General features: G+C 44.4%; 17 protein-coding genes and 1 pseudogene. 17 read left to right on the forward strand and 1 reads right to left on the reverse strand.

Annotated features, from left to right (window positions below; all coding sequences use genetic code 11):
- The 17 genes from GMD4S_RS12640 to GMD4S_RS04860 form a co-directional block, all read left to right on the forward strand.
- Nucleotides 1-1846, forward strand: a 1846-nt coding sequence (locus tag GMD4S_RS12640; RefSeq protein WP_000309385.1) for an LPXTG cell wall anchor domain-containing protein, incomplete at its 5' end; no start/stop codon positions are given.
- A 219-nt stretch (nt 1847-2065) separates the two neighbouring features.
- A complete protein-coding gene (locus GMD4S_RS04785) occupies nt 2066-3292 on the forward strand; it encodes a glycosyltransferase (protein WP_000711916.1) in 1227 nt (408 codons plus the stop codon).
- 15 nt (nt 3293-3307) lie between these two features.
- Nucleotides 3308-4537 carry a glycosyltransferase gene (locus GMD4S_RS04790; protein WP_000751401.1) on the forward strand — a complete coding sequence of 410 codons (1230 nt, stop codon included), beginning with the start codon at nt 3308-3310 and terminating at the stop codon, nt 4535-4537.
- Nucleotides 4538-4622: 85 nt separating this feature from the next.
- Nucleotides 4623-5840, forward strand: coding sequence for an accessory Sec system protein translocase subunit SecY2 (gene secY2 / locus GMD4S_RS04795; protein WP_000657780.1), 1218 nt, complete (start codon nt 4623-4625; stop codon nt 5838-5840).
- Nucleotides 5841-5849: 9 nt separating this feature from the next.
- Nucleotides 5850-7430: an accessory Sec system protein Asp1 gene (gene asp1, locus GMD4S_RS04800; protein WP_000291138.1), complete on the forward strand. Its 1581-nt coding sequence runs from the start codon at nt 5850-5852 to the stop codon at nt 7428-7430.
- Nucleotides 7414-8943, forward strand: coding sequence for an accessory Sec system protein Asp2 (gene asp2, locus GMD4S_RS04805; RefSeq protein ID WP_000412877.1), 1530 nt, complete (start codon nt 7414-7416; stop codon nt 8941-8943). Before asp1 ends, asp2 begins: the two co-directional genes overlap by 17 nt.
- Nucleotides 8940-9380, forward strand: coding sequence for an accessory Sec system protein Asp3 (gene asp3, locus GMD4S_RS04810; RefSeq protein ID WP_000583890.1), 441 nt, complete (start codon nt 8940-8942; stop codon nt 9378-9380). The genes asp2 and asp3 overlap by 4 nt, the downstream gene beginning before the upstream one ends.
- Nucleotides 9373-11745 (forward strand): accessory Sec system translocase SecA2, encoded by a 2373-nt coding sequence (gene secA2 / locus GMD4S_RS04815; RefSeq protein ID WP_000483303.1) that lies wholly within the window; start codon nt 9373-9375, stop codon nt 11743-11745. Before asp3 ends, secA2 begins: the two co-directional genes overlap by 8 nt.
- A 12-nt stretch (nt 11746-11757) precedes the next feature.
- Entirely contained in the window at nt 11758-13278 is a 1521-nt protein-coding gene (gtfA, locus tag GMD4S_RS04820) for an accessory Sec system glycosyltransferase GtfA (protein ID WP_000158443.1), read from the forward strand.
- Nucleotides 13262-14608: an accessory Sec system glycosylation chaperone GtfB gene (gene gtfB / locus GMD4S_RS04825; RefSeq protein WP_000615317.1), complete on the forward strand. Its 1347-nt coding sequence runs from the start codon at nt 13262-13264 to the stop codon at nt 14606-14608. The genes gtfA and gtfB overlap by 17 nt, the downstream gene beginning before the upstream one ends.
- The gene (asp4, locus tag GMD4S_RS04830) at nt 14601-14780 is read left to right on the forward strand and encodes an accessory Sec system protein Asp4 (protein ID WP_000161924.1); all 180 of its coding nucleotides are present in this window, start codon (nt 14601-14603) and stop codon (nt 14778-14780) included. Before gtfB ends, asp4 begins: the two co-directional genes overlap by 8 nt.
- 5 nt (nt 14781-14785) lie before the next feature.
- Nucleotides 14786-15007, forward strand: coding sequence for an accessory Sec system protein Asp5 (asp5, locus tag GMD4S_RS04835; protein WP_000453436.1), 222 nt, complete (start codon nt 14786-14788; stop codon nt 15005-15007).
- Between the two features lie 70 nt (nt 15008-15077).
- Nucleotides 15078-15563, forward strand: coding sequence for an immunity protein YezG family protein (locus GMD4S_RS04840; RefSeq protein ID WP_000391898.1), 486 nt, complete (start codon nt 15078-15080; stop codon nt 15561-15563).
- Between the two features lie 116 nt (nt 15564-15679).
- Entirely contained in the window at nt 15680-16252 is a 573-nt protein-coding gene (locus GMD4S_RS12865) for a suppressor of fused domain protein (RefSeq protein WP_000872725.1), read from the forward strand.
- 292 nt (nt 16253-16544) lie between these two features.
- Nucleotides 16545-17069 (forward strand): hypothetical protein, encoded by a 525-nt coding sequence (locus GMD4S_RS04850; protein WP_000656481.1) that lies wholly within the window; start codon nt 16545-16547, stop codon nt 17067-17069.
- Nucleotides 17053-17658 carry an immunity protein Imm33 domain-containing protein gene (locus GMD4S_RS04855; protein WP_000141226.1) on the forward strand — a complete coding sequence of 202 codons (606 nt, stop codon included), beginning with the start codon at nt 17053-17055 and terminating at the stop codon, nt 17656-17658. Before GMD4S_RS04850 ends, GMD4S_RS04855 begins: the two co-directional genes overlap by 17 nt.
- Nucleotides 17659-17764: 106 nt before the next feature.
- Entirely contained in the window at nt 17765-18304 is a 540-nt protein-coding gene (locus tag GMD4S_RS04860; protein ID WP_000892206.1) for a T6SS immunity protein Tdi1 domain-containing protein, read from the forward strand.
- Between the two features lie 101 nt (nt 18305-18405).
- Here GMD4S_RS04860 and GMD4S_RS13285 read toward each other — a convergent pair.
- Nucleotides 18406-18498 (reverse strand): annotated as a pseudogene (locus tag GMD4S_RS13285) (aromatic acid exporter family protein); the annotation flags it as partial.

The raw sequence follows: 18498 nt of genomic DNA on the forward strand, positions 1-18498 counted from the left end.
GAGTGCTAGCCAATCCGCTTCAGTAAGCTCGAGCCAATCTGCGTCGGCAAGTTCGAGCCAATCCGCTTCAGCGAGCGCAAGTCAATCAGCCTCAGTGAGCGCAAGTCAGTCTGTCTCAGTGAGTGCCAGTCAGTCTGCATCTGCAAGCTCCAGCCAATCAGCATCGGCAAGTGCTAGCCAGTCTGAGTCAGTGAGCGCTAGCCAGTCAGCTTCGGTAAGTTCGAGTCAGTCAGCCTCAGCGAGCGCTGGCCAGTCTGCATCTGCAAGCTCGAGTCAATCAACCTCAGTGAGCTCAAGTGAATCCGCCTCAGCCAGCGCCAGCCAATCGGCTTCAGCAAGTTCGAGCCAATCAGCATCGGCAAGTGCTAGCCAGTCAGCGTCCGTAAGCTCAAGTCAGTCAGCTTCAGTCAGCACAAGTGAGTTTGTATCGGCAAGTTCAAGTCAATCGGCTTCAGTGAGTGCTAGCCAATCAGCATCTGCAAGTTCGAGCCAATCTGTATCGGTGAGCTCAAGTCAATCCGCATCAGTAAGTGCTAGTCAGTCTGCTTCAGCAAGTGCCAGCCAGTCTGCCTCAGTAAGCTCTAGTCAATCTGCTTCCGTAAGCGCTAGTCAATCCGCGTCTGTAAGCTCAAGTGAATCCGCGTCAGTGAGCGCAAGTGAATCTGCTTCCGTAAGCGCTAGTCAATCCGCTTCAGTAAGTGCGAGTGAGTCAGCGTCTGTAAGCTCCAGCCAGTCAGCATCGGTAAGTTCGAGTGAGTCAGCATCGGTAAGTGCTAGTCAATCTGCCTCAGTAAGTTCAAGCGAATCTGCATCTGTAAGCTCGAGTCAATCCGCGTCAGCGAGCGCGAGCGAATCGGCTTCAGCAAGTTCGAGTCAATCTGCCTCAGTAAGTTCAAGTGAATCCGCGTCAGCGAGCGCGAGCGAATTGGCTTCAGTAAGCTCCAGCCAGTCAGCATCGGTAAGTGCTAGTCAGTCCGCTTCAGTAAGTTCTAGCCAATCAGCGTCTGTAAGCTCGAGTCAATCTGCGTCTGTAAGCTCCAGCCAGTCAGCATCAGTAAGCTCCAGCGAATCCGCTTCAGTAAGTTCAAGCGAATCTGCATCTGTAAGCTCGAGTCAGTCCGCTTCAGCAAGTTCGAGTCAATCAGTATCAGTGAGCGCCAGTGAATCTGCTTCAGTAAGCGCTGGTCAATCTGCTTCAGTGAGTGCGAGTGAGTCAGCGTCTGTAAGCTCGAGTCAATCGGCTTCAGCAAGTTCGAGTCAGTCCGCTTCATTGAGTGCCAGCCAATCAGTGTCAGCGAGCGCAAGTGAGTCAGCTTCAGCGAGCACCAGCCAGTCAGCCTCATTGAGCGCCAGTGAATCTGCGTCAGCCAGCGCTAGTCAATCCGCTTCAACAAGTACTTCAACTTCTGCAAGTATGCTAGCAGACGAATTAGCATTGGAAAGTGCCTCGATCTCAGCAAGTACATCAGTGAGCGAATCTACTTCAACGAGCGCATCACTCTCAGCTAGCATGTTCGCCAGTGAATCGATTCTAGAAAGTGCTTCGATTTCAGCAAGTATGTCAGTGAGCGAGTCAACGTCGATTAGCGCTAGTCTCTCGACTTCAGATTCTATTAGTAGATCTGCGTCAGCAAGTGCTCTGGCATCTACTTCAACAAGCACTTCTCTCTCAATGGCAAACATTGCAAGCCAAGGTCAATCCGCTTCAAGCAAGCCAAAACAAGTCTTGCCAAATACAGGAGCGTCGACTTCGGTAGCATCTGCTTTGTTGGGAGCATTGGCAGCTGTGACAGGTATCGGTCTTCTTGCCAAGAAGGATCAGAACGACGATCAAGAAAGTCATTGATAAGATATAAAAATCAATGAATAAATAGTGAAATGGAAAACCTTTGAAAACATGATTTTTCAAAGGTTTTTTCTATATGTGAGAATGGGAAAATCCTCTTTTGAGTTTGAAATAAACTAGGGGAAAAGGTATAATAGGAAGGTGAGAGAATCATCGAAAAAATCAGAACTATAGTAGTAGAAAAGTAGCCAAAAGAATGTGAAAAGAAAAGGGGACGAAATGAAAAAAGAGCTTCAAAAAGCCATTGTACTCGGTGGTGATAATGCTTATATGGACAAAATTGAGACAACAATCAAGTCAATCTGCGCCCATAACCGAGCAGTGACTTTTTATGTTTTCAATGATGATTTGCCATCAGAATGGTTTCAGCTCATGGAGAGACGTCTAGAGCCACTAGCCTCAAAAATCGTCAATGTCAAGATTAGTCATCAAGGTTTGAAAGAGTATAGTTTGCCACTAGCCCACCTAAGTTATGCAACTTTCTTTCGTTATTTTATTCCTCAGTTTGTTAGCGAAGATCTAGCCTTGTACCTGGATTCGGATATTATCGTTAGATCAAACCTAGATCAACTCTTTTTAGAAGATATGGCAGACTGGCCAGTAGCTGCTGTCGCAGATGCGCTAGTTCCTAGCACTTTTAATGCAGGTGTCTTGCTGATTAATGTGGCTCTCTGGCGTCAAGAAAAGGTGACGGAGCACTTGTTGAGTTTGACAGACCAACTGCATGACCAAGTTTTTGGCGATCAGGGCGTGTTAAATCACCTCTTTGAAAGTCGTTGGAAATCGCTGCAAGCTACCTATAATTTTATGGTTGGTATGGATACAGTGGCTCGAAATTACCAGATGGATTCTTGGTATAGGGATTCTCTTGCTACTGAAAAGACAGCCAAGATTATCCATTATACTGGGGACAAGCCTTGGTACCAAATCAACCTCAATCGTTTTAGGGAGGACTGGTGGTTTTACTACGGACTAGAGTGGTCTGATATCGTCATGAAAAAATGTGATTTCCATAAAGGATTGGCATCTTTAGTTCAAGCTCCCCAGTATGCGACCGCTATTTTTACCAATACGTGTCACATAGAGCAAATCGAACACCTGATCCAAGAACTGCCAGATGTTGAGTTCTCTATCCTAGCTCATACCAATTTTGCGCCGGAAATCATGAACTTGCAATCGCATCTGAATGTACGCCTCTATCCTTACTTTAATCCCATGAATGTCAAAAAAGTCTTGGAAAAGATTGACTTTTACTTAGATATCAATCATGAGGATGAAATTGCAAACATTATCCAAGAGGTGCAGCAAAGAGAAATCCCTATATTTGCTTTTGAGACCACTAGTCATGACTTGAGTGGTTGCAGTCATGTCTACTCACCAGCAGCCGTAGATCAAATGATCGAGTCTATCCGCACGCTTTTGGAATCACAGAAGCAGTCGTTGTAAACTGAAGGAAACTAAATGAAAAAAACAATTGTTCTCGCAGGAGATTATGCCTATATTCGTCAGATTGAAACAGCGCTCAAGTCTCTCTGCTATCATAATAGCCATGTCAAGGTCTATATCTTTAATCAGGATATTCCCCAAGAATGGTTCCGCGCTCTCAGGCCGATAGTAGAGCAAATGGGCGGTGAGTTAGTGGATGTCAAGATGCTTGGCGCCCAATTTCAGATGAACTGGAGCAATAAACTGCCCCATATCAATCACATGACCTTTGCCCGTTACTTTATCCCTGATTTTGTCGAAGAGGACAAGGTTCTTTACTTGGATAGTGATTTGGTTGTGACGGCTGATTTGACGGCTCTCTTTGAAATGGACTTAGGCGAAAACTACCTTGCTGCTGCACCATCTTGTTTTGGAGTTGGGGTTGGCTTTAATGCAGGTGTACTCTTGATCCATAACAAAAAATGGCGGGCAGAAGCCGTGAGACAAGAGCTAGTTGAGTTGACGGAGCGGGAACACCAACATGTGAGTGAAGGAGACCAGTCCATCCTCAATATGCTCTTTCATGACAGCTATGCTCCTCTGGGACAGAACTATAATTTTCAGATTGGCTTTGACAGTGGGGCTGCCTCACATGGACATGAATTTATCTTCCAGATTCCTTTGGAGCCTCTGCCAGCCATCTTGCATTTCCTCTCTCAGGACAAACCTTGGAATACTCATTCGGTTGGGCGTTTGCGTGAGGTTTGGTGGCACTATCATCTGATGGAGTGGTCTGCTATTACTGAAAAATGGCGTCAGGCCGGAATTGACTATCCAGTCACAGTCTATCAGCCAATTATGACTTGTGTTAATTTGACCAATTCTTGGCATCTTGAGAAAATCGACTATCTGGTTCAAGCCTTGCCAGAGGTGCATTTCTACATCGCAGCCTATACGACGATGGCACCTGAACTCATGCTCTTGTCACGTTTTGAAAATGTGACCCTCTATCCCAACACCTTCCCCCTCTTGGTCGAGAAACTGATCCAGCAGACAGATGTCTACCTCGATATTAACCACGATGACAAGTTGAGTGTTGTTTATGACTATGTTTCACGCTTTGAGAAACCGATCTTGACTTTTGACAATACCCAGTCGCGAGAACTACCTGAAAGTGCCTATGCGGGTATTTTCTCAGCAGAAAGACCGGAAGAAATGGTAGCAGCTCTGACAGCTTATCTGGACGAGAAAGCTCACGAAAACTGAGATAGAGATTTGAAAATTCTAAGATGGAAGGACAAGATTGTTCCAGTGTGACAGGACAGAAAGATAAAATGAAAAGGAGGAGCCAGTGAAAGAATTTCGTTCATCGATAGCAGTAAAAAAAGGGATGCACACCCTGTTTTTGCTCTTTATTTATGTGCTCGGGAGTCGTCTGGCTCTTCCTTTTGTTAACCTCAATAGTCGGGATTTTCTCGGAGGAAGCGCAGCCTATTTGGACTTTTCAGTAGCTCTGACTGGTGGAAATCTTCGCAGCCTCTCTCTCTTTTCCATCGGGCTTTCACCTTGGATGTCAGCCATGATCTTGTGGCAGATGTTTTCCTTTTCAAAGAAACTGGGCTTAAACTCGGTGTCTTCAGAAGTCCGGGATAGACGGAAAATGTACTTGACGTTAGGGATTGCCTTGATTCAGGCCTTGGCCTTGACTACAAACCTTCCTGTCCAAGCTCCCTACAATCCCTTCTTGGTCTTTCTCCTCAATACCAGCCTTTTGGTTGCGGGGACCTTCTTCTTAGTTTGGCTGTCTGACATCAATGCGTCTATCGGAGTTGGAGGCCCAATCGTCATTTTATTGGCGAGTATGGTGGCTTCACTCCCTCAGGACATCATCCAATCGGTCCAAGTTCATAAGATCTCTCCTTGGCTGCTTTTCCTATTGGTAGTGCTTGGTGTCCTCTTTACCTATCTAGTTGTTCTCTTTTACCGAGCGCGATACCGCATCCCTATCAATAAAATCGGGCTCCATTCTCGCTTTAAACGCTATTCTTATCTGGAAATCATGCTCAATCCTGCAGGTGGCATGCCTTATATGTATGTGATGAGTCTCATGGGCTTGCCTTCTTATCTCTTGCTCTTGCTTCAACATCTGGATAAGGGCAATCCGCTCTACCCTGCCCTACTGGAGCAGTATGCGATGGGGAAACCCTTGTGGATCTATGCTTATATCCTTATCCTCTTTGTCTTTAGCATTGCCTTTGCCTTTGTCAATGTGAGTGGTCAACAGATCGCAGATCGGATGAAGCAATCAGGAGATTACATCTACGGAGTCTATCCGGGCGAGGATACCAGTCGCTTTATTAATCGCTTGGTTCTGCGATTTGCTCTGATAGGTGCAGTCTTTAACGTTACCTTGGCTGGACTTCCAATCTTGTTTGTCTTGAAGGATGAGAGTTTGTTAAAAGTCAGCATGATTCCTGGACTCTTTTTAATTTTGAGTGGTATGCTCTTTACGATTCATGATGAATTGCAGGCGCTCAGACTAAATGAAAGGTATCAGCCACTATTCTAGGAGGTTTTGATGTATTACTTTATCCCAGCTTGGTATGGCAAGGAGCGTCCCTGGCATGCCGATTTGATACCTTGGTATCTTTCTCATTTTAAGCTAGAATTTGATGACACCTTCAATCAGATTCGCTTGACGCAACGCCAAGGGATCCCTGCCCATGTCCTCCTTTTGTCCTATCAGCCTCATCTTCGCTATTTTCTCCATCGCCAAGGTATTTTAGAAGCACAAGTTTATTCCTTATTTGATGAATTGCAGGATTTTCATGAGATTCGACCGCAGGTCTTGCAGCTCAGAGATATTGAGTGGGAAGAGGACTGCGAGTTTGTTTACAGTCCCTTTACCATTTTAGTTTTGAGAAATGGAAAGCCCTATGCTCAGGTGGAGCATGGGATTGAAGGTTTTATCAGTACGATTCAGTATTTCAAGGAAGATGGGCTCTTGTCTGCCAACTACCTGATGGATGATCGGGGGCTGGTTTCCAGTGTGATTTACTATGAAGAGGGTCAGGCTCTCTACCAAGACTACCTCAATCCCAAGGGACTGTGGCAGTTCAGAGAGTACTTGCAAGATGGGGGTCGTATCGAGGTCAATCCTATCTTTGCTTTTCGCTTCCAAAAAGAGGCTTACCAAGATATGGGAGAATTGATTGCGGAGTTTTTTGAGAAGAAAATAGCTCAACTCCCTGAGGAAGGAGCGACCTATTTTCTGCCTGCATGTGACCAGCACAATGCTTTCCTTTTAGAACGATTGCCTCACCAAACCACCAAGGTTCTCAGCCTTTTTATCGGACGAAATCCTCAAGAACAACTACCTCAGTTGGCAGGTCTGCTTGATAAGGTGGACCTTGTTCTGGTCGACAGAGAGGACACCTTGCACTTGGCTCAGTCTGCCTTTTCAGAACAAGCAATGAAGTTTCGTCATTTATCACCTTTTGATACCCGCTTGGAGCTGGGAAAGAGTCAGACTCGGAAGGAGTCAATCCTCTACTATCAACTGGACTTTGAGCATGGGATAGAGGACCAAGCGCTCTATCAGGTCTTGCATTTCCTTTCTGAAAACAAAGATACGGAGCTGGTCTTTGGAACCTTTGCTGCTAGTCAAGAAGAAATGAAGCAGCTGGAAACACGAGTTGCTGAGATGGTCTCAGAGCAGTTTCAAGACCAGGAACTGGAGAAGGAAGTTGATTACCAAGGAGCTGAAAATCCGCTTGAGGACAATCGCCATCAGAGCAAGCGCTATTCGTTTGTCAATATGAAGGATGAATCGGAGTTAATCAAGCAGCTGGAATTTGTTCGTTTGATTGTCGATCTGAACAGGCAACCTCTTCTTTATACCCAAATCGCGGGGATTAGTGCTGGTATCCCTCAAATCAATAGGGTCAAAACAGAGTATGTCAGCCATCAGAAGAATGGCTATCTGTTGGAAAATATAGCTGATTTTGCGCAAGCTGCCCATTACTATCTCGATAGCCTGCAGGTGTGGAATGATGCTTTGATCCATTCCATCGAAAAGATAAAGGAACACACTGGGGAGCAATTCCTGATCAAGCTAGAAAAGTGGTTGGAGGAGGTGACTCATGGAAAAGAAGTATAAGATCTTGCAAATCGGTCCAGAAGATTGGCGAGAGACACTTGCCCTACCAGCCCAACTAGACTGGTATCATGTTCCTCCCAACACACCGTCTGCCATCCAGAAAATCATGGATGAGAATGATCTAGATCACTTTCATGCTGTCATTCTCACGGATGGGGCTTATCTAGTAGATTTGTTGCCTTTTGCATCTAGCTTGGAACCCTATACGGTTTTCTATCCAGAACAGTTTGCAAGTCAGGATAAAAACATTCAGAACCTCATCAAACAGCACTGCATGCAAGCGATGGACCTGTCAGACCGCCAGGGCTTTGTTCGAGACCTCTCTACCTCCCTCTTTGAAGGTGGTTATGGAGACAAGCTGAGCCCAGCTACGATAAGGATTCACCCGAGTTTCCAAGGCTCTGTCTCCTATCAGGGATTTGAGCATCTGGAGCTGGAAGGAGACTTTGGCAAGACCTATACCCAGCTAGCTTCTTGGGCCTATAATCAGTCTGTCCAAGCCCATTCGCCAATCGAACTCTGGCTCGAATATGAAAAGAGTGGACTAGTGGAATTGCGCCTGCGATTGCGAAAAATCCCAGCAGGATCCGTTTCAGAGATTAGACAGGACATTCTCCTTGAGGAAGCAGACTTTGCCTCAGCAATCATTGTGGAGCAAGACTATGACGCTTATCTGAGCATTTCTCTTGAAGCGCGTGGTCTGGGAAAGGTCAACATCGGCAATCTCCACCAACGCTGGAGCCGGAAACAGTTTGGAAAGTTTGTTCTCGGTGGCAATATCCTGCATGACAAAAAACGTGAGGAAATCAACTATTTCTTTCACCCAGGGGATTTCAAGCCACCTCTAGCAGTCTATTTCTCAGGTTACCGTCCGGCGGAAGGTTTTGAGGGTTACTGGATGATGAAGAAGCTCAGATGCCCCTTTCTCCTCTTTTCGGACCCTCGATTAGAAGGAGGAGCCTTTTACCTAGGAACTGAGGAATTAGAAGATAAAATTCAAGCAACCATCCAACACTATCTAGACTATCTAGGCTTGGATAGAAGTGACTTGATCCTATCTGGGCTGTCAATGGGAACCTTCCCTGCCCTCTACTATGGAGCCTACTTTGAACCCAAGGGAATCGTAGTCGGAAAACCCTTGACCAATCTAGGAACCATCGCACAGCGGGGCCGACTAGAGGCGCCAGGAGTCTTTCCGACTAGCTTTGATGTCTTGCACCTTCAGACAGGAGGAGTGAGCCAGAAAGACATGAAGGACTTGGATCAACGTTTTTGGACCCGATTTAAACAAGCTGATTTTTCCCAGACGACCTTCGGCCTTTCTTACATGAAGGACGAGGATATGGATAGTAGTGCCTATGACCAGCTAGTGGAGACACTTTGTCAGACAGGAGCCAAGATTTTGTCCAAAGGAACCGCAGGTCGACACAATGATGATACAGGAACAAACGTTGCCTGGTTTATTCATTTTTACAAGATGATACTAGAAGAATACGGAAGAGGTGAGACATGATTATCATCAAGAGAGAGGATATTAGGTGGGGTGAGATGGGAGCCACTTATCTTTATGGTAGCCAGATCACCTATCATGCAGACGGTCATGTTACCCTGAAAAATCCTTTGCTGGCTTCAGGTGAAACCCTTAAAACCTGGTTTTCTAGTGTCAATTACCAGGCTACTAGAAGTCAGCCCAGCCTCCCTCTTCTTAAGAAAAATCACACCTACCGTCTCTCTATGAAGATGCAGGTTCAACCAGCCAATGGTCTCTATCTCAAACTGACTTTTTTAAACCGTTATGAGGTAATCATCGAGGAGAAGATTGAAAGACAATTTTCCTTTAGCTTCACCTATCCTGAAGCGGCCTACACCTACCGCCTTTCCTTGATTAGTGCAGGTTTTGAGGCTCTTGACTTTGTTTCGTTTTCTATTGAGGAGGATGCTGGTGTTTAATCGTTTGTATCAGGAAAGACAACTGAGAAAGGTCAAGAAGCTTTTAAGCCAAATCAACGCTCTCAAAGAAGAGATGGCTGCCCTCAGTGATGAGGAAATGGCTGCAAAGACAGAGGAGTTTCGCCAGCGTCTTGCCCAGGGAGAAACCTTGGATGAGCTATTGGTAGAAGCCTATGCCCTTGTTCGTGAGGCCGATAAACGTGTCTTGGGTCTCTTTCCCTATGATGTGCAAGTCATGGGTGCCATTGTGATCCATCAAGGAAATGTGGCAGAGATGAATACGGGTGAAGGCAAGACCTTGACTGCCACCATGCCCCTCTACCTCAATGCCCTAACGGGAAAAGGCAGCATGCTGGTCACGACCAATGACTATCTGGCTAGACGGGATGCAAGCGAAATGGGCCCAGTCTACCAATTTTTAGGTCTAACTGTCGGTCTTCCCTTTTCAGAGGACCCAAAAGAGGACTTGACTGCGGAAGAGAGAAGAAAGATCTACACCTCGGACATCGTCTACACGACCAATAGTGTCCTGGGATTTGACTATCTCAATGACAATCTTGCCTCCACTCGTGAGGGGAAATTCCTGCCTCCCTTTAACTATGTCATCATTGATGAGATCGATGACATTCTACTCGATAGTGCCCAAACTCCCTTGATTATCGCAGGTTCTCCCCGCGTCCAGTCTAACTATTATAGGATGATTGATACCCTAGTGACGACCTTGGTTGAGGGAGAAGACTACATCTACAAGGAAGAAAAAGACCAGGTTTGGTTGACCCGAAAAGGTGCCCAGACGGTCGAAGGTTTCCTAGGAATCGATCATCTCTATAAGGAAGAGTATGCTAGTTATGTTCGGCATCTGGTCTATGCTCTTAGAGCCCATACGCTCTTTACTAAGGACAAGGACTATCTGGTTCGAGGGCAAGAAATGGTCTTGTTAGACAAGGGAACAGGGCGTTTGATGGAAATGACCAAGCTTCAAGGCGGTCTCCATCAAGCCATCGAAGCCAAGGAACATGTGAAGCTTTCTCCTGAAACCAGAGCCATGGCTTCGATCACCTACCAGAGTCTCTTTAAAATGTTTCGTAAAATCTCAGGTATGACAGGAACGGGAAAGGTGGCAGAGAAAGAATTTTTCGAAACCTACAACATGGCCGTCATTCGCATCCCGACCAATCGCCCACTTAGGCGAATGGACCATCCGGACAATCTCTATGTGACCCTCCCTGAGAAAGTGTATGCCTCTCTGGAAGCAATCAAGACCTATCACGCCAAAGGCAATCCACTCCTTATCTTTGTCGGATCTGTTGAAATGTCCCAGCTATACTCGTCCTTGCTCTTGCGAGAGGGGATTTCTCACAATGTCCTCAATGCCAATCATGCAGCGCGTGAAGCCCAGATCATCGCAGAGTCTGGACAGATAGGGACAGTAACCGTTGCGACTTCTATGGCAGGTCGAGGGACAGATATCAAACTCGGTCCAGGAGTCGCAGAATTGGGTGGTCTGATTGTGATTGGTACCGAGCGGATGGAGAGCCGACGGATTGACCTGCAAATCAGAGGTCGTTCTGGCCGCCAGGGTGATCCAGGAATGTCTCAATTTTTCGTGTCGCTTGAAGATGATGTGATCAAAAAGTTCGGGCCGTCTTGGGTTCACGACCTGTATCAAGACTACCAAGTGGAAGATATTAGCAAACCCATCCTACTTAAGGATCGCAAGTACCGCAACCTCGTCAGAAAAGCCCAAGAGGCTAGTGATAGTGCCAGTCGCTCAGCGCGCAGACAAACCTTAGAGTATGCGGAAAGTGTCAATATCCAGCGCCAAATGGTCTACAAAGAAAGAGATCGTTTGCTGGATGGGAGCCGTGATTTAGAGCATATCCTTGAGGATATATTGGCAGACTATACCAAACAAATCTCAGAAAAAGCCTATAGTAGCCCCCAAGAGCTCTTTCACTTCATCGTGACCAATATTAGCTTTGGGATGAGAGAATTACCAGCTGATTTGGATTTAGCTGATGCAGATCAGATTCGGGAGTTACTAGAGAAAATAATAGCCAAGGAAATTGCAGCTAAAAAGGAAGTCCTCCAACCTCACCAGCTCTATGACTCTTTTCTGAGAATATCCATGCTCAAGGCTATTGATGACAACTGGGTTGAGCAAGTCGACTATCTCCAACAGCTCAGTCTAGCAATCGGGAGCCAGTCTGCTTCTCAAAAGAACCCTATCGTGGAGTACTATCAGGAGGCCTATGCAGGCTTTGAAACCATGAAGCAACAAATTCGTACAGATATGGTACGCAATCTTCTCATGGGGATTGTGGAAGTAACGCCCAAAGGTGAGATTCTCACCCATTTTCCATAAAAAGAGGATCATATGACAATTTACAATATAAATCTAGGAATCGGTTGGGCGAGTAGTGGTGTCGAGTATGCCCAGGCCTACCGAGCAGGGATTTTTAGAAGTTTAGACCTAGCATCTAAGTTTATCTTTACAGACTTAATTCTAGCAGACAATATCCAGCATTTAACGGCCAATATCGGCTTTGCGGATGATCAGGTAATCTGGCTTTACAATCATTTTACAGATATCAGGCTAGCACCGACCAGTGTTACAGTTGATGAGGTCTTGGCCTCTTTTGGTGGCCTTGAGAGTCATAGGGAGCAGGACGGCAAGGTCTTGCGTGTCTACTTTTCAGACGAGGATAAGTTTGTGACCTGCTACTTGGTAGACTCGGCTAAGAATCTGGTGCAGCATGCAGAGTATGTGTTTGGGGGGAACTTGGTTCGCAAGGATTATTTTTCCTACACGCGCTACTGTACAGAATATTTCGCGCCCAAAGACCAAGTGGCTAGGCTCTATCAACGAAGCTTTTTCAATGAAGATGGCAGCACTGCTTACGATATCTTGTTGACTGAGGGACAGGAAGAGGTCTATCGATTTAAGGACCGGATTCTGTATGGAAAGCCAGCCCTTATGCGCTATTTTATGCAACGTTTGAACTTGAGCAAGTCTGATTTGGTCATCTTGGACAGGGAAACAGGGATTGGTCAGGCTGTTTTTGAAGAAGCACAAAAGGCCCATCTAGCAGTTGTCGTTCACGCAGAGCACTATAGTGAAAATGCTAGTAACCAAGACTATCTCCTCTGGAACAACTACTATGAGTATCAGTTTACAAATGCGGACAAGGTCGATTGCTTTATCGTGTCTACGGATCGGCAGAAGGAAGTTCTCGAAGGTCAATTTGCCCAGTACAGCCAGCATCGCCCACGAATCGTCACGATTCCAGTTGGGAGCATAGATCAGCTGACCGAGCCTGCTAGGGAACGCAAGCCCTTTTCTCTCATTACGGCTTCGCGTCTGGCCAAGGAAAAACACATTGACTGGCTCGTCAAGGCGGTTATCCAGGCGCATCAAGTCCTCCCAGAGCTCACCTTTGACATTTATGGCAGTGGGGGTGAGGAATCTCTTTTAAGGGAAATCATCACGGCTCACCAAGCGGAGAACTATATCCAGCTCAAAGGGCATGCAGATCTAGCTCAGATCTATCCCCAGTATGAGGTCTATCTGACAGCCTCAACCAGCGAAGGCTTTGGTCTGACCTTGATGGAGGCAGTTGGTTCAGGCTTGCCCCTGATTGGCTTTGATGTGCCTTATGGAAACCAGACCTTTATCAAGGATGGTCAAAATGGCTACTTGATCCCAAGTTCGGATGACCATGTTGAAACGGCGATTAAAAGATCCTTTGCGGAAAAGATCTGCCAGCTCTATCAGGAAAATCATTTGCCAGATATGCGAACAGCATCTTATGACCTAGCTAGAGAATTTTTAACAGATAAGGTAAGGGACAAGTGGAAGAAAACGATAGAGGAGGTCCTGCATGATTCAACTATTTGATCGTTATGGCCAGGAAAGCCGCGATTTGCACGAAAGTTTAGAAGCTGCTGGTCTATCCCATGCCACAGTTGTGATCGAACCAGATGGATTTCTCCCAGATGGGATTCTCTCTCCCTTTACCTACTATCTAGGTTACGAGTCGGGAAAAGCTCTTTATTTCAATCAAGTAGCCGTACCTGAATTTTGGGAGATTGCGGGCAATAACCAGTCGGCGCATATCCTAGAGGATTCTCGGGAGAGGGGCGTGATTCACTATGTGGAGGCTCCTCAGGCCCGTTTGGTCAAGCAAGTCGACTGGAAGGACCTATCTGGCCGTATCTACCAAGAAGACCACTATAACCGATACGGAACCTGCTTTGCCAAGACCACCTATAGTGCAGATGGGCAGGCTATCCTGACCAAGTACCAGGATGCAAAGGGACAGGAAATTGTCCTAGAAAATCATGTGACAGGCGATATCCTCCTAACCTTGCCCGGACAAGCCCTGCGCCATTTTAAAAATCGAGTGGAGTTCACGATCTTCTTTTTGCAAGACTTGGGAATCGACACTCGCCACCTTCTCTTTAATACTCTAGCTACCTCTTTCTTGGTCTCATATCATTATCCAGACAAGAGCGGACAGGATATCTTGGTTTGGCAAGAACCGCTAGATGATTGCCTTCCTGGGAATATGCAGCTGCTCTTGGAGCAAGAGGGGCTGAGAGCCAAGCAGATCCTCATACCAGATAAGGCTACCTATGAACAGGCCTTGGCCTTGACCAATCCAGCCTATCATGACAAGTTTGTCCATCTAGGTTATCATTATCAGTTCAAAAGAGAAAACTTCGTTCGACCAGATGCCTTGATCGTTACCAACTCAGATCAGATCGAACATATCGAAACCCTGATTGAGTCCTTGCCAATGGTGACCTTCCGAATCGCGGCAGTGACTGAAATGTCGTCCAAGTTGCTAACCTTGCTTTCCTATCCCAATGTCGTTCTCTATCAAAACGCTAGTCCGCAAAAGATTCGAGAACTCTACCAGCTGTCGGATCTCTATCTAGACATCAATTACGGAAACGAGCTTTTGGATGCTGTCCGTCAAGCCTTCGAGCACAATATACTCATCCTAGCCTTTGACCAGACAGCTCATAACAGACCTTACACAGCTCCAGAACACCTCTTTAATTTGCAGACTGTTGGAGACATGATTGCGAAGATTCAAGAAGCTCTCAGCAGTCTTGACAAGATGGGCCAAGCCCTTGGACATCAAGGTCGCCATACTAACTATGTGGACTTGGCTACTTACCAAGAGAGGATGGGAAGGATAATAGGGGAAGGACATGACTAAAAAAGATTTATTTTACAAGGATGTCGAAGGACGCATGGAAGAGTTAAAGCAAGGAGCGCTTAAGAAAGAAAAGCCTAGCCGAGGAGAAAAGATCAGTAAAACCTTCTCCATTTTACTCGGCATGCTCATCCTTCTTACCCTGATCTTTACATTATTAGGAATCTTGAGGTGAAATTGATGGAAGTTTTGATGATTATAGGAATAATCCTAGCCGTCGCCTTGATTGTCCTGGTTCTCATCCAACCTCGCCAAAGCCAACTCTTTTCCATGGATGCGACCAGCAATATCGGAAAACCAGGATACTGGCAGAACAACCGATTGGTAAAAATTGTAACCCTCTTGCTCAGTATAGCACTGTTTGTATTGCTCCTTATTTTTATGATAGTGACCTATCAGTAAGGATGCAGTTCCATTCGCAGATGAGGAATACTAAACACGAAAAAAAGATCCAAGCAAATCGGAGGATAAAATGGAAGAACTAATGAATGAAAAAATTATCGAAATCGTGCATCAAGCCAACGATATGATTCCAGTAGAGTGGGATGATTTGTATATTGTAATTGAAATGGACAAAACATGTAGTGGAGAAGTTTATTTTTATTTTAAATATAAGAATGAATATCACTATTATTTATACATTCCTAGAGATTTTGGTGTAGATAAATTCGAAATTTATAGTCAAACAGATCGATTGTTTGAGAAGTCGCAAGAATTAAAAAAAGTATTTGTTGAGAACGACTTGGCAGATTGGTATATTTGTATTATTCACTTAGATGAAAATAATAAATTATCAGTAGACTTCGATTATGCCCCATGGTTGGAAAGTGGTTATGGTCCAAGTGCTCGAATGGACTTGTTTGAATATAAATATCTCGGCAAGCAACCAGCTAATGAAAAAGAACTAGAACAGTTCAAGGCTATGGAAGCCTTCCAAAGAGAACATAATGGGAAATAGTTTGTTTGATAAAAGACCACCATTTAGGTGGTCTTTTGTGGTTTATCAAACGCTGGTCCATAAGGTTTATGGTATACTGGGATTGTAGAGCCAGCAAACTTTAAGAGGAGAATCAAATGAAATACGATAAAATTAAAATTGCACAGGAAATTGCAAGGGCTGTAGGGGGAGTTCCTCAAGCCTATACATTTAGAAATCACGATAACAAATTAGATTTATTCATTGGAGAGAATTGTCCGGATGATTATTTAACAACTGCAGCAACAATCGGTTTATCAGAATATACCATTTATCGTCGAATAAATGGTAAGCCTTTAAGAGTTGAAATCATTGGAGCAGCTGATGCGGAGCTGGAATATTTTCCAAATATTATAGCAGACTGTGGTTTTAATATTGTGAGGGGAGAGTACAGCATCTCTCCAGGTGCAGTCTATCCAAATATTATTAGAAATTACTATCCCAATGCGAAAGTAAATCATATATTCTTCACTCAGCCTTTCTTGTGGGATTTAGAATCTTTTGATTTTGATGAAGAGTATGTTACGTGGTTACAAGCTATCCCGATTACAGAAGCTGAGCTTCAATTTATAGAAAAGCATGGAGCCGAAGTGGGAGCACAGAAGTTAGAGGAATTGTTTGAAGAACATCAGATAGATGTTTATGATTTTATGAGACCTTCTGTAGTGTAATAAATTTTTTATCTTCGTCTAGGGGGTCGGAGGGGAGTTTTTCCTATTTTTAACCTCATCAATATCAGTTGTGAGTCCAACCTCGCTCCCAGTTGACATGCGACCTTCGTAATTGGAAATAAGGCACGAAATTGGAGAAAAGACCACCTTAATGGTGGTCTTTTCTGGTTTATCAAACGTTGGTCTATAGGTTTTATGGTATACTAGGTTTGTAGAGCCAGCAAACTTTAGTGACAACTTTACAAAAAGTGGTGCCCGTGTCCACAATGCATCTGATGATGTCGCTCGAGGCATGAAAGAAGCGGCAGAACAAGTCGGCAAGAAAGCAAGTAAAGAATTCCGCCAAGAAGCCAGCGAGCAGTTGGCTAAGCATAGTGATGATGTAGCGAGTACTTCTAAAGGAATTTCAAAAGAAGAATATAATTCTCTTCGCAAGAAAACACCAAGTCAAGAGATACGCGATCATGTCAATAATATTGATGGAGAAAAATTTGATCCAATTTATGGTTATCCAGTTGAAACCCTCGAAGCAGACCATATTGTCTCTATGAAAGAAATTACCGAAATGGATGGATTTGCTCCTCTATCTGATGTTGATAAGGTAGAGGTTTTGAATCTTGAGGATAATTTTATGGGATTAGGTAAACCTACCAATAGTTCCAAAGGGTCTAAAACTTGGAGTGATTGGCAGGGGCATTCCAAATTAGGAGATATTCCGGCTGAGATAAGAGAAAAAATGATAGCTTTGGAGCGTGAAGCTAGAACGAAGCTACAAAATGAAATTTTCAGGAGGTTGAAAAATGACGGAAGTGCTTGATACAAAAGTAGAGAAGAATGGTTTGATCTTTTACGGGACATTCTCTGAAGGTCTTTTTGAGGAATGGCTCAAAGTTGTGAATGTACTGCCCTCGAAGGAACGAATACAAGATGGCCTGCTAATACAAATCGGTTTCAACATATATAAACTTGTTCAATTGAACATGGACCAATTTAGGATAGTGTCAGTCAACTATGAAACAACCCCTTTTAAAGAGTTTACTGATGATTTGACCTTGGCTCTTTGGATTCAGTCTGAACAAAGCACACTAGCTAAAGAGCTTAATATTGAAGCTTCTGAAATCAGATTTGATGAGAAAATAGTGTTGGCCAAAGGTGTCTTTGAGTGCGAACATTACTATTTGCAGAGACAAGACACTGATCGAAAAGGTGATTCGGGCTGGTTTATTGGCTATCAAAATCAAGATACAGATGATTTTGTTGCTATGTATGCTTTTGAAATATTGAAAAAGAATCCAAAACTAATAAAATCTTTGATTCTACCAGTGGACTACCTAGTAGTAGTTAATGGTGGAGATATTCAAGCGATTCTGAATGAGCAAGATGAGGAAGTTTTTTCTGCTTCGTAAAGCTACCCGACTTATTTGGGAGGGAAAGCAACCTATTTTAGATTTTCTATGAATGAGGGGAATAGCATCTAATAGTTTTGTCTATAAACTGAAAAAGGAGGAAAACATGCTAGAAAACTTTATTAAAGTGTCAGACATGCCCCAAGAAGTGATTGAAAAGTATAAGGGTCAAGTTCCAGCGGAGTTGCTACAAATTTGGCAGGAAGATGGTCTGGGAACCTTTTTAGATGGTTATCTAAAAGTCATCAATCCAGATGATTATCTAGAGCTTCTCCAAAATAGCTATTTCAGAGGAGACATTGCTTTTCCAATGTTTGTGACGGCATTTGGAGATATTATTACTTGGGAAAAGAATGCCTACGTGGGAATTGTCCAATATAATATTCAGGATATGGATATTATTTGTAAGGGTCTGGATTTATTCATTCGATTTTTAGATAATTCATATGTGACTGATAACTTTGAACTTAATTTATATAGGCAAGCTGTTGCCAAACATGCTCAATTAGCCTACGATGAGTGTTTCGGTTTCGTTCCACTTTTGGCATTAGGAGGCTTTAAAGATGTAGACCACATGGATAAGGTAAAAGTCTTGGAGCACATTTACCTCATGTACCAACTTACAGGTGGTGTGATGGACGACTAGGAGTTGCTATTTCTTTATTGAGAATAGTACGAGAGGAAGAACTTCCCTTCCAAATGCAAAACAAAAGAACCTCAGAGGAATTCTCTGAGGTTCTTTGCGTTTTAGTTTCCATATTTTTGGTAAAAATCGACCTTAACCTGGATAAAGGTTTCGGCTTCGCGTAGTAGTTGCAGGAGGGTAGCACGGGTTTCAAA

Source organism: Streptococcus sp. GMD4S (assembly GCF_000296955.1).

Coding starts and splice junctions, on each gene's coding strand:
- GMD4S_RS04785 (WP_000711916.1), top strand. CDS start 2,066: ATGAAAAAAGAGCTTCAAAAAGCCATTGTACTCGGTGGTGATAATGCT.
- GMD4S_RS04790 (WP_000751401.1), top strand. CDS start 3,308: ATGAAAAAAACAATTGTTCTCGCAGGAGATTATGCCTATATTCGTCAG.
- asp1 (WP_000291138.1), top strand. CDS start 5,850: ATGTATTACTTTATCCCAGCTTGGTATGGCAAGGAGCGTCCCTGGCAT.
- asp2 (WP_000412877.1), top strand. CDS start 7,414: ATGGAAAAGAAGTATAAGATCTTGCAAATCGGTCCAGAAGATTGGCGA.
- asp3 (WP_000583890.1), top strand. CDS start 8,940: ATGATTATCATCAAGAGAGAGGATATTAGGTGGGGTGAGATGGGAGCC.
- gtfA (WP_000158443.1), top strand. CDS start 11,758: ATGACAATTTACAATATAAATCTAGGAATCGGTTGGGCGAGTAGTGGT.
- gtfB (WP_000615317.1), top strand. CDS start 13,262: ATGATTCAACTATTTGATCGTTATGGCCAGGAAAGCCGCGATTTGCAC.
- asp4 (WP_000161924.1), top strand. CDS start 14,601: ATGACTAAAAAAGATTTATTTTACAAGGATGTCGAAGGACGCATGGAA.
- asp5 (WP_000453436.1), top strand. CDS start 14,786: ATGGAAGTTTTGATGATTATAGGAATAATCCTAGCCGTCGCCTTGATT.
- GMD4S_RS04840 (WP_000391898.1), top strand. CDS start 15,078: ATGGAAGAACTAATGAATGAAAAAATTATCGAAATCGTGCATCAAGCC.
- GMD4S_RS12865 (WP_000872725.1), top strand. CDS start 15,680: ATGAAATACGATAAAATTAAAATTGCACAGGAAATTGCAAGGGCTGTA.
- GMD4S_RS04850 (WP_000656481.1), top strand. CDS start 16,545: ATGAAAGAAGCGGCAGAACAAGTCGGCAAGAAAGCAAGTAAAGAATTC.
- GMD4S_RS04855 (WP_000141226.1), top strand. CDS start 17,053: ATGACGGAAGTGCTTGATACAAAAGTAGAGAAGAATGGTTTGATCTTT.
- GMD4S_RS04860 (WP_000892206.1), top strand. CDS start 17,765: ATGCTAGAAAACTTTATTAAAGTGTCAGACATGCCCCAAGAAGTGATT.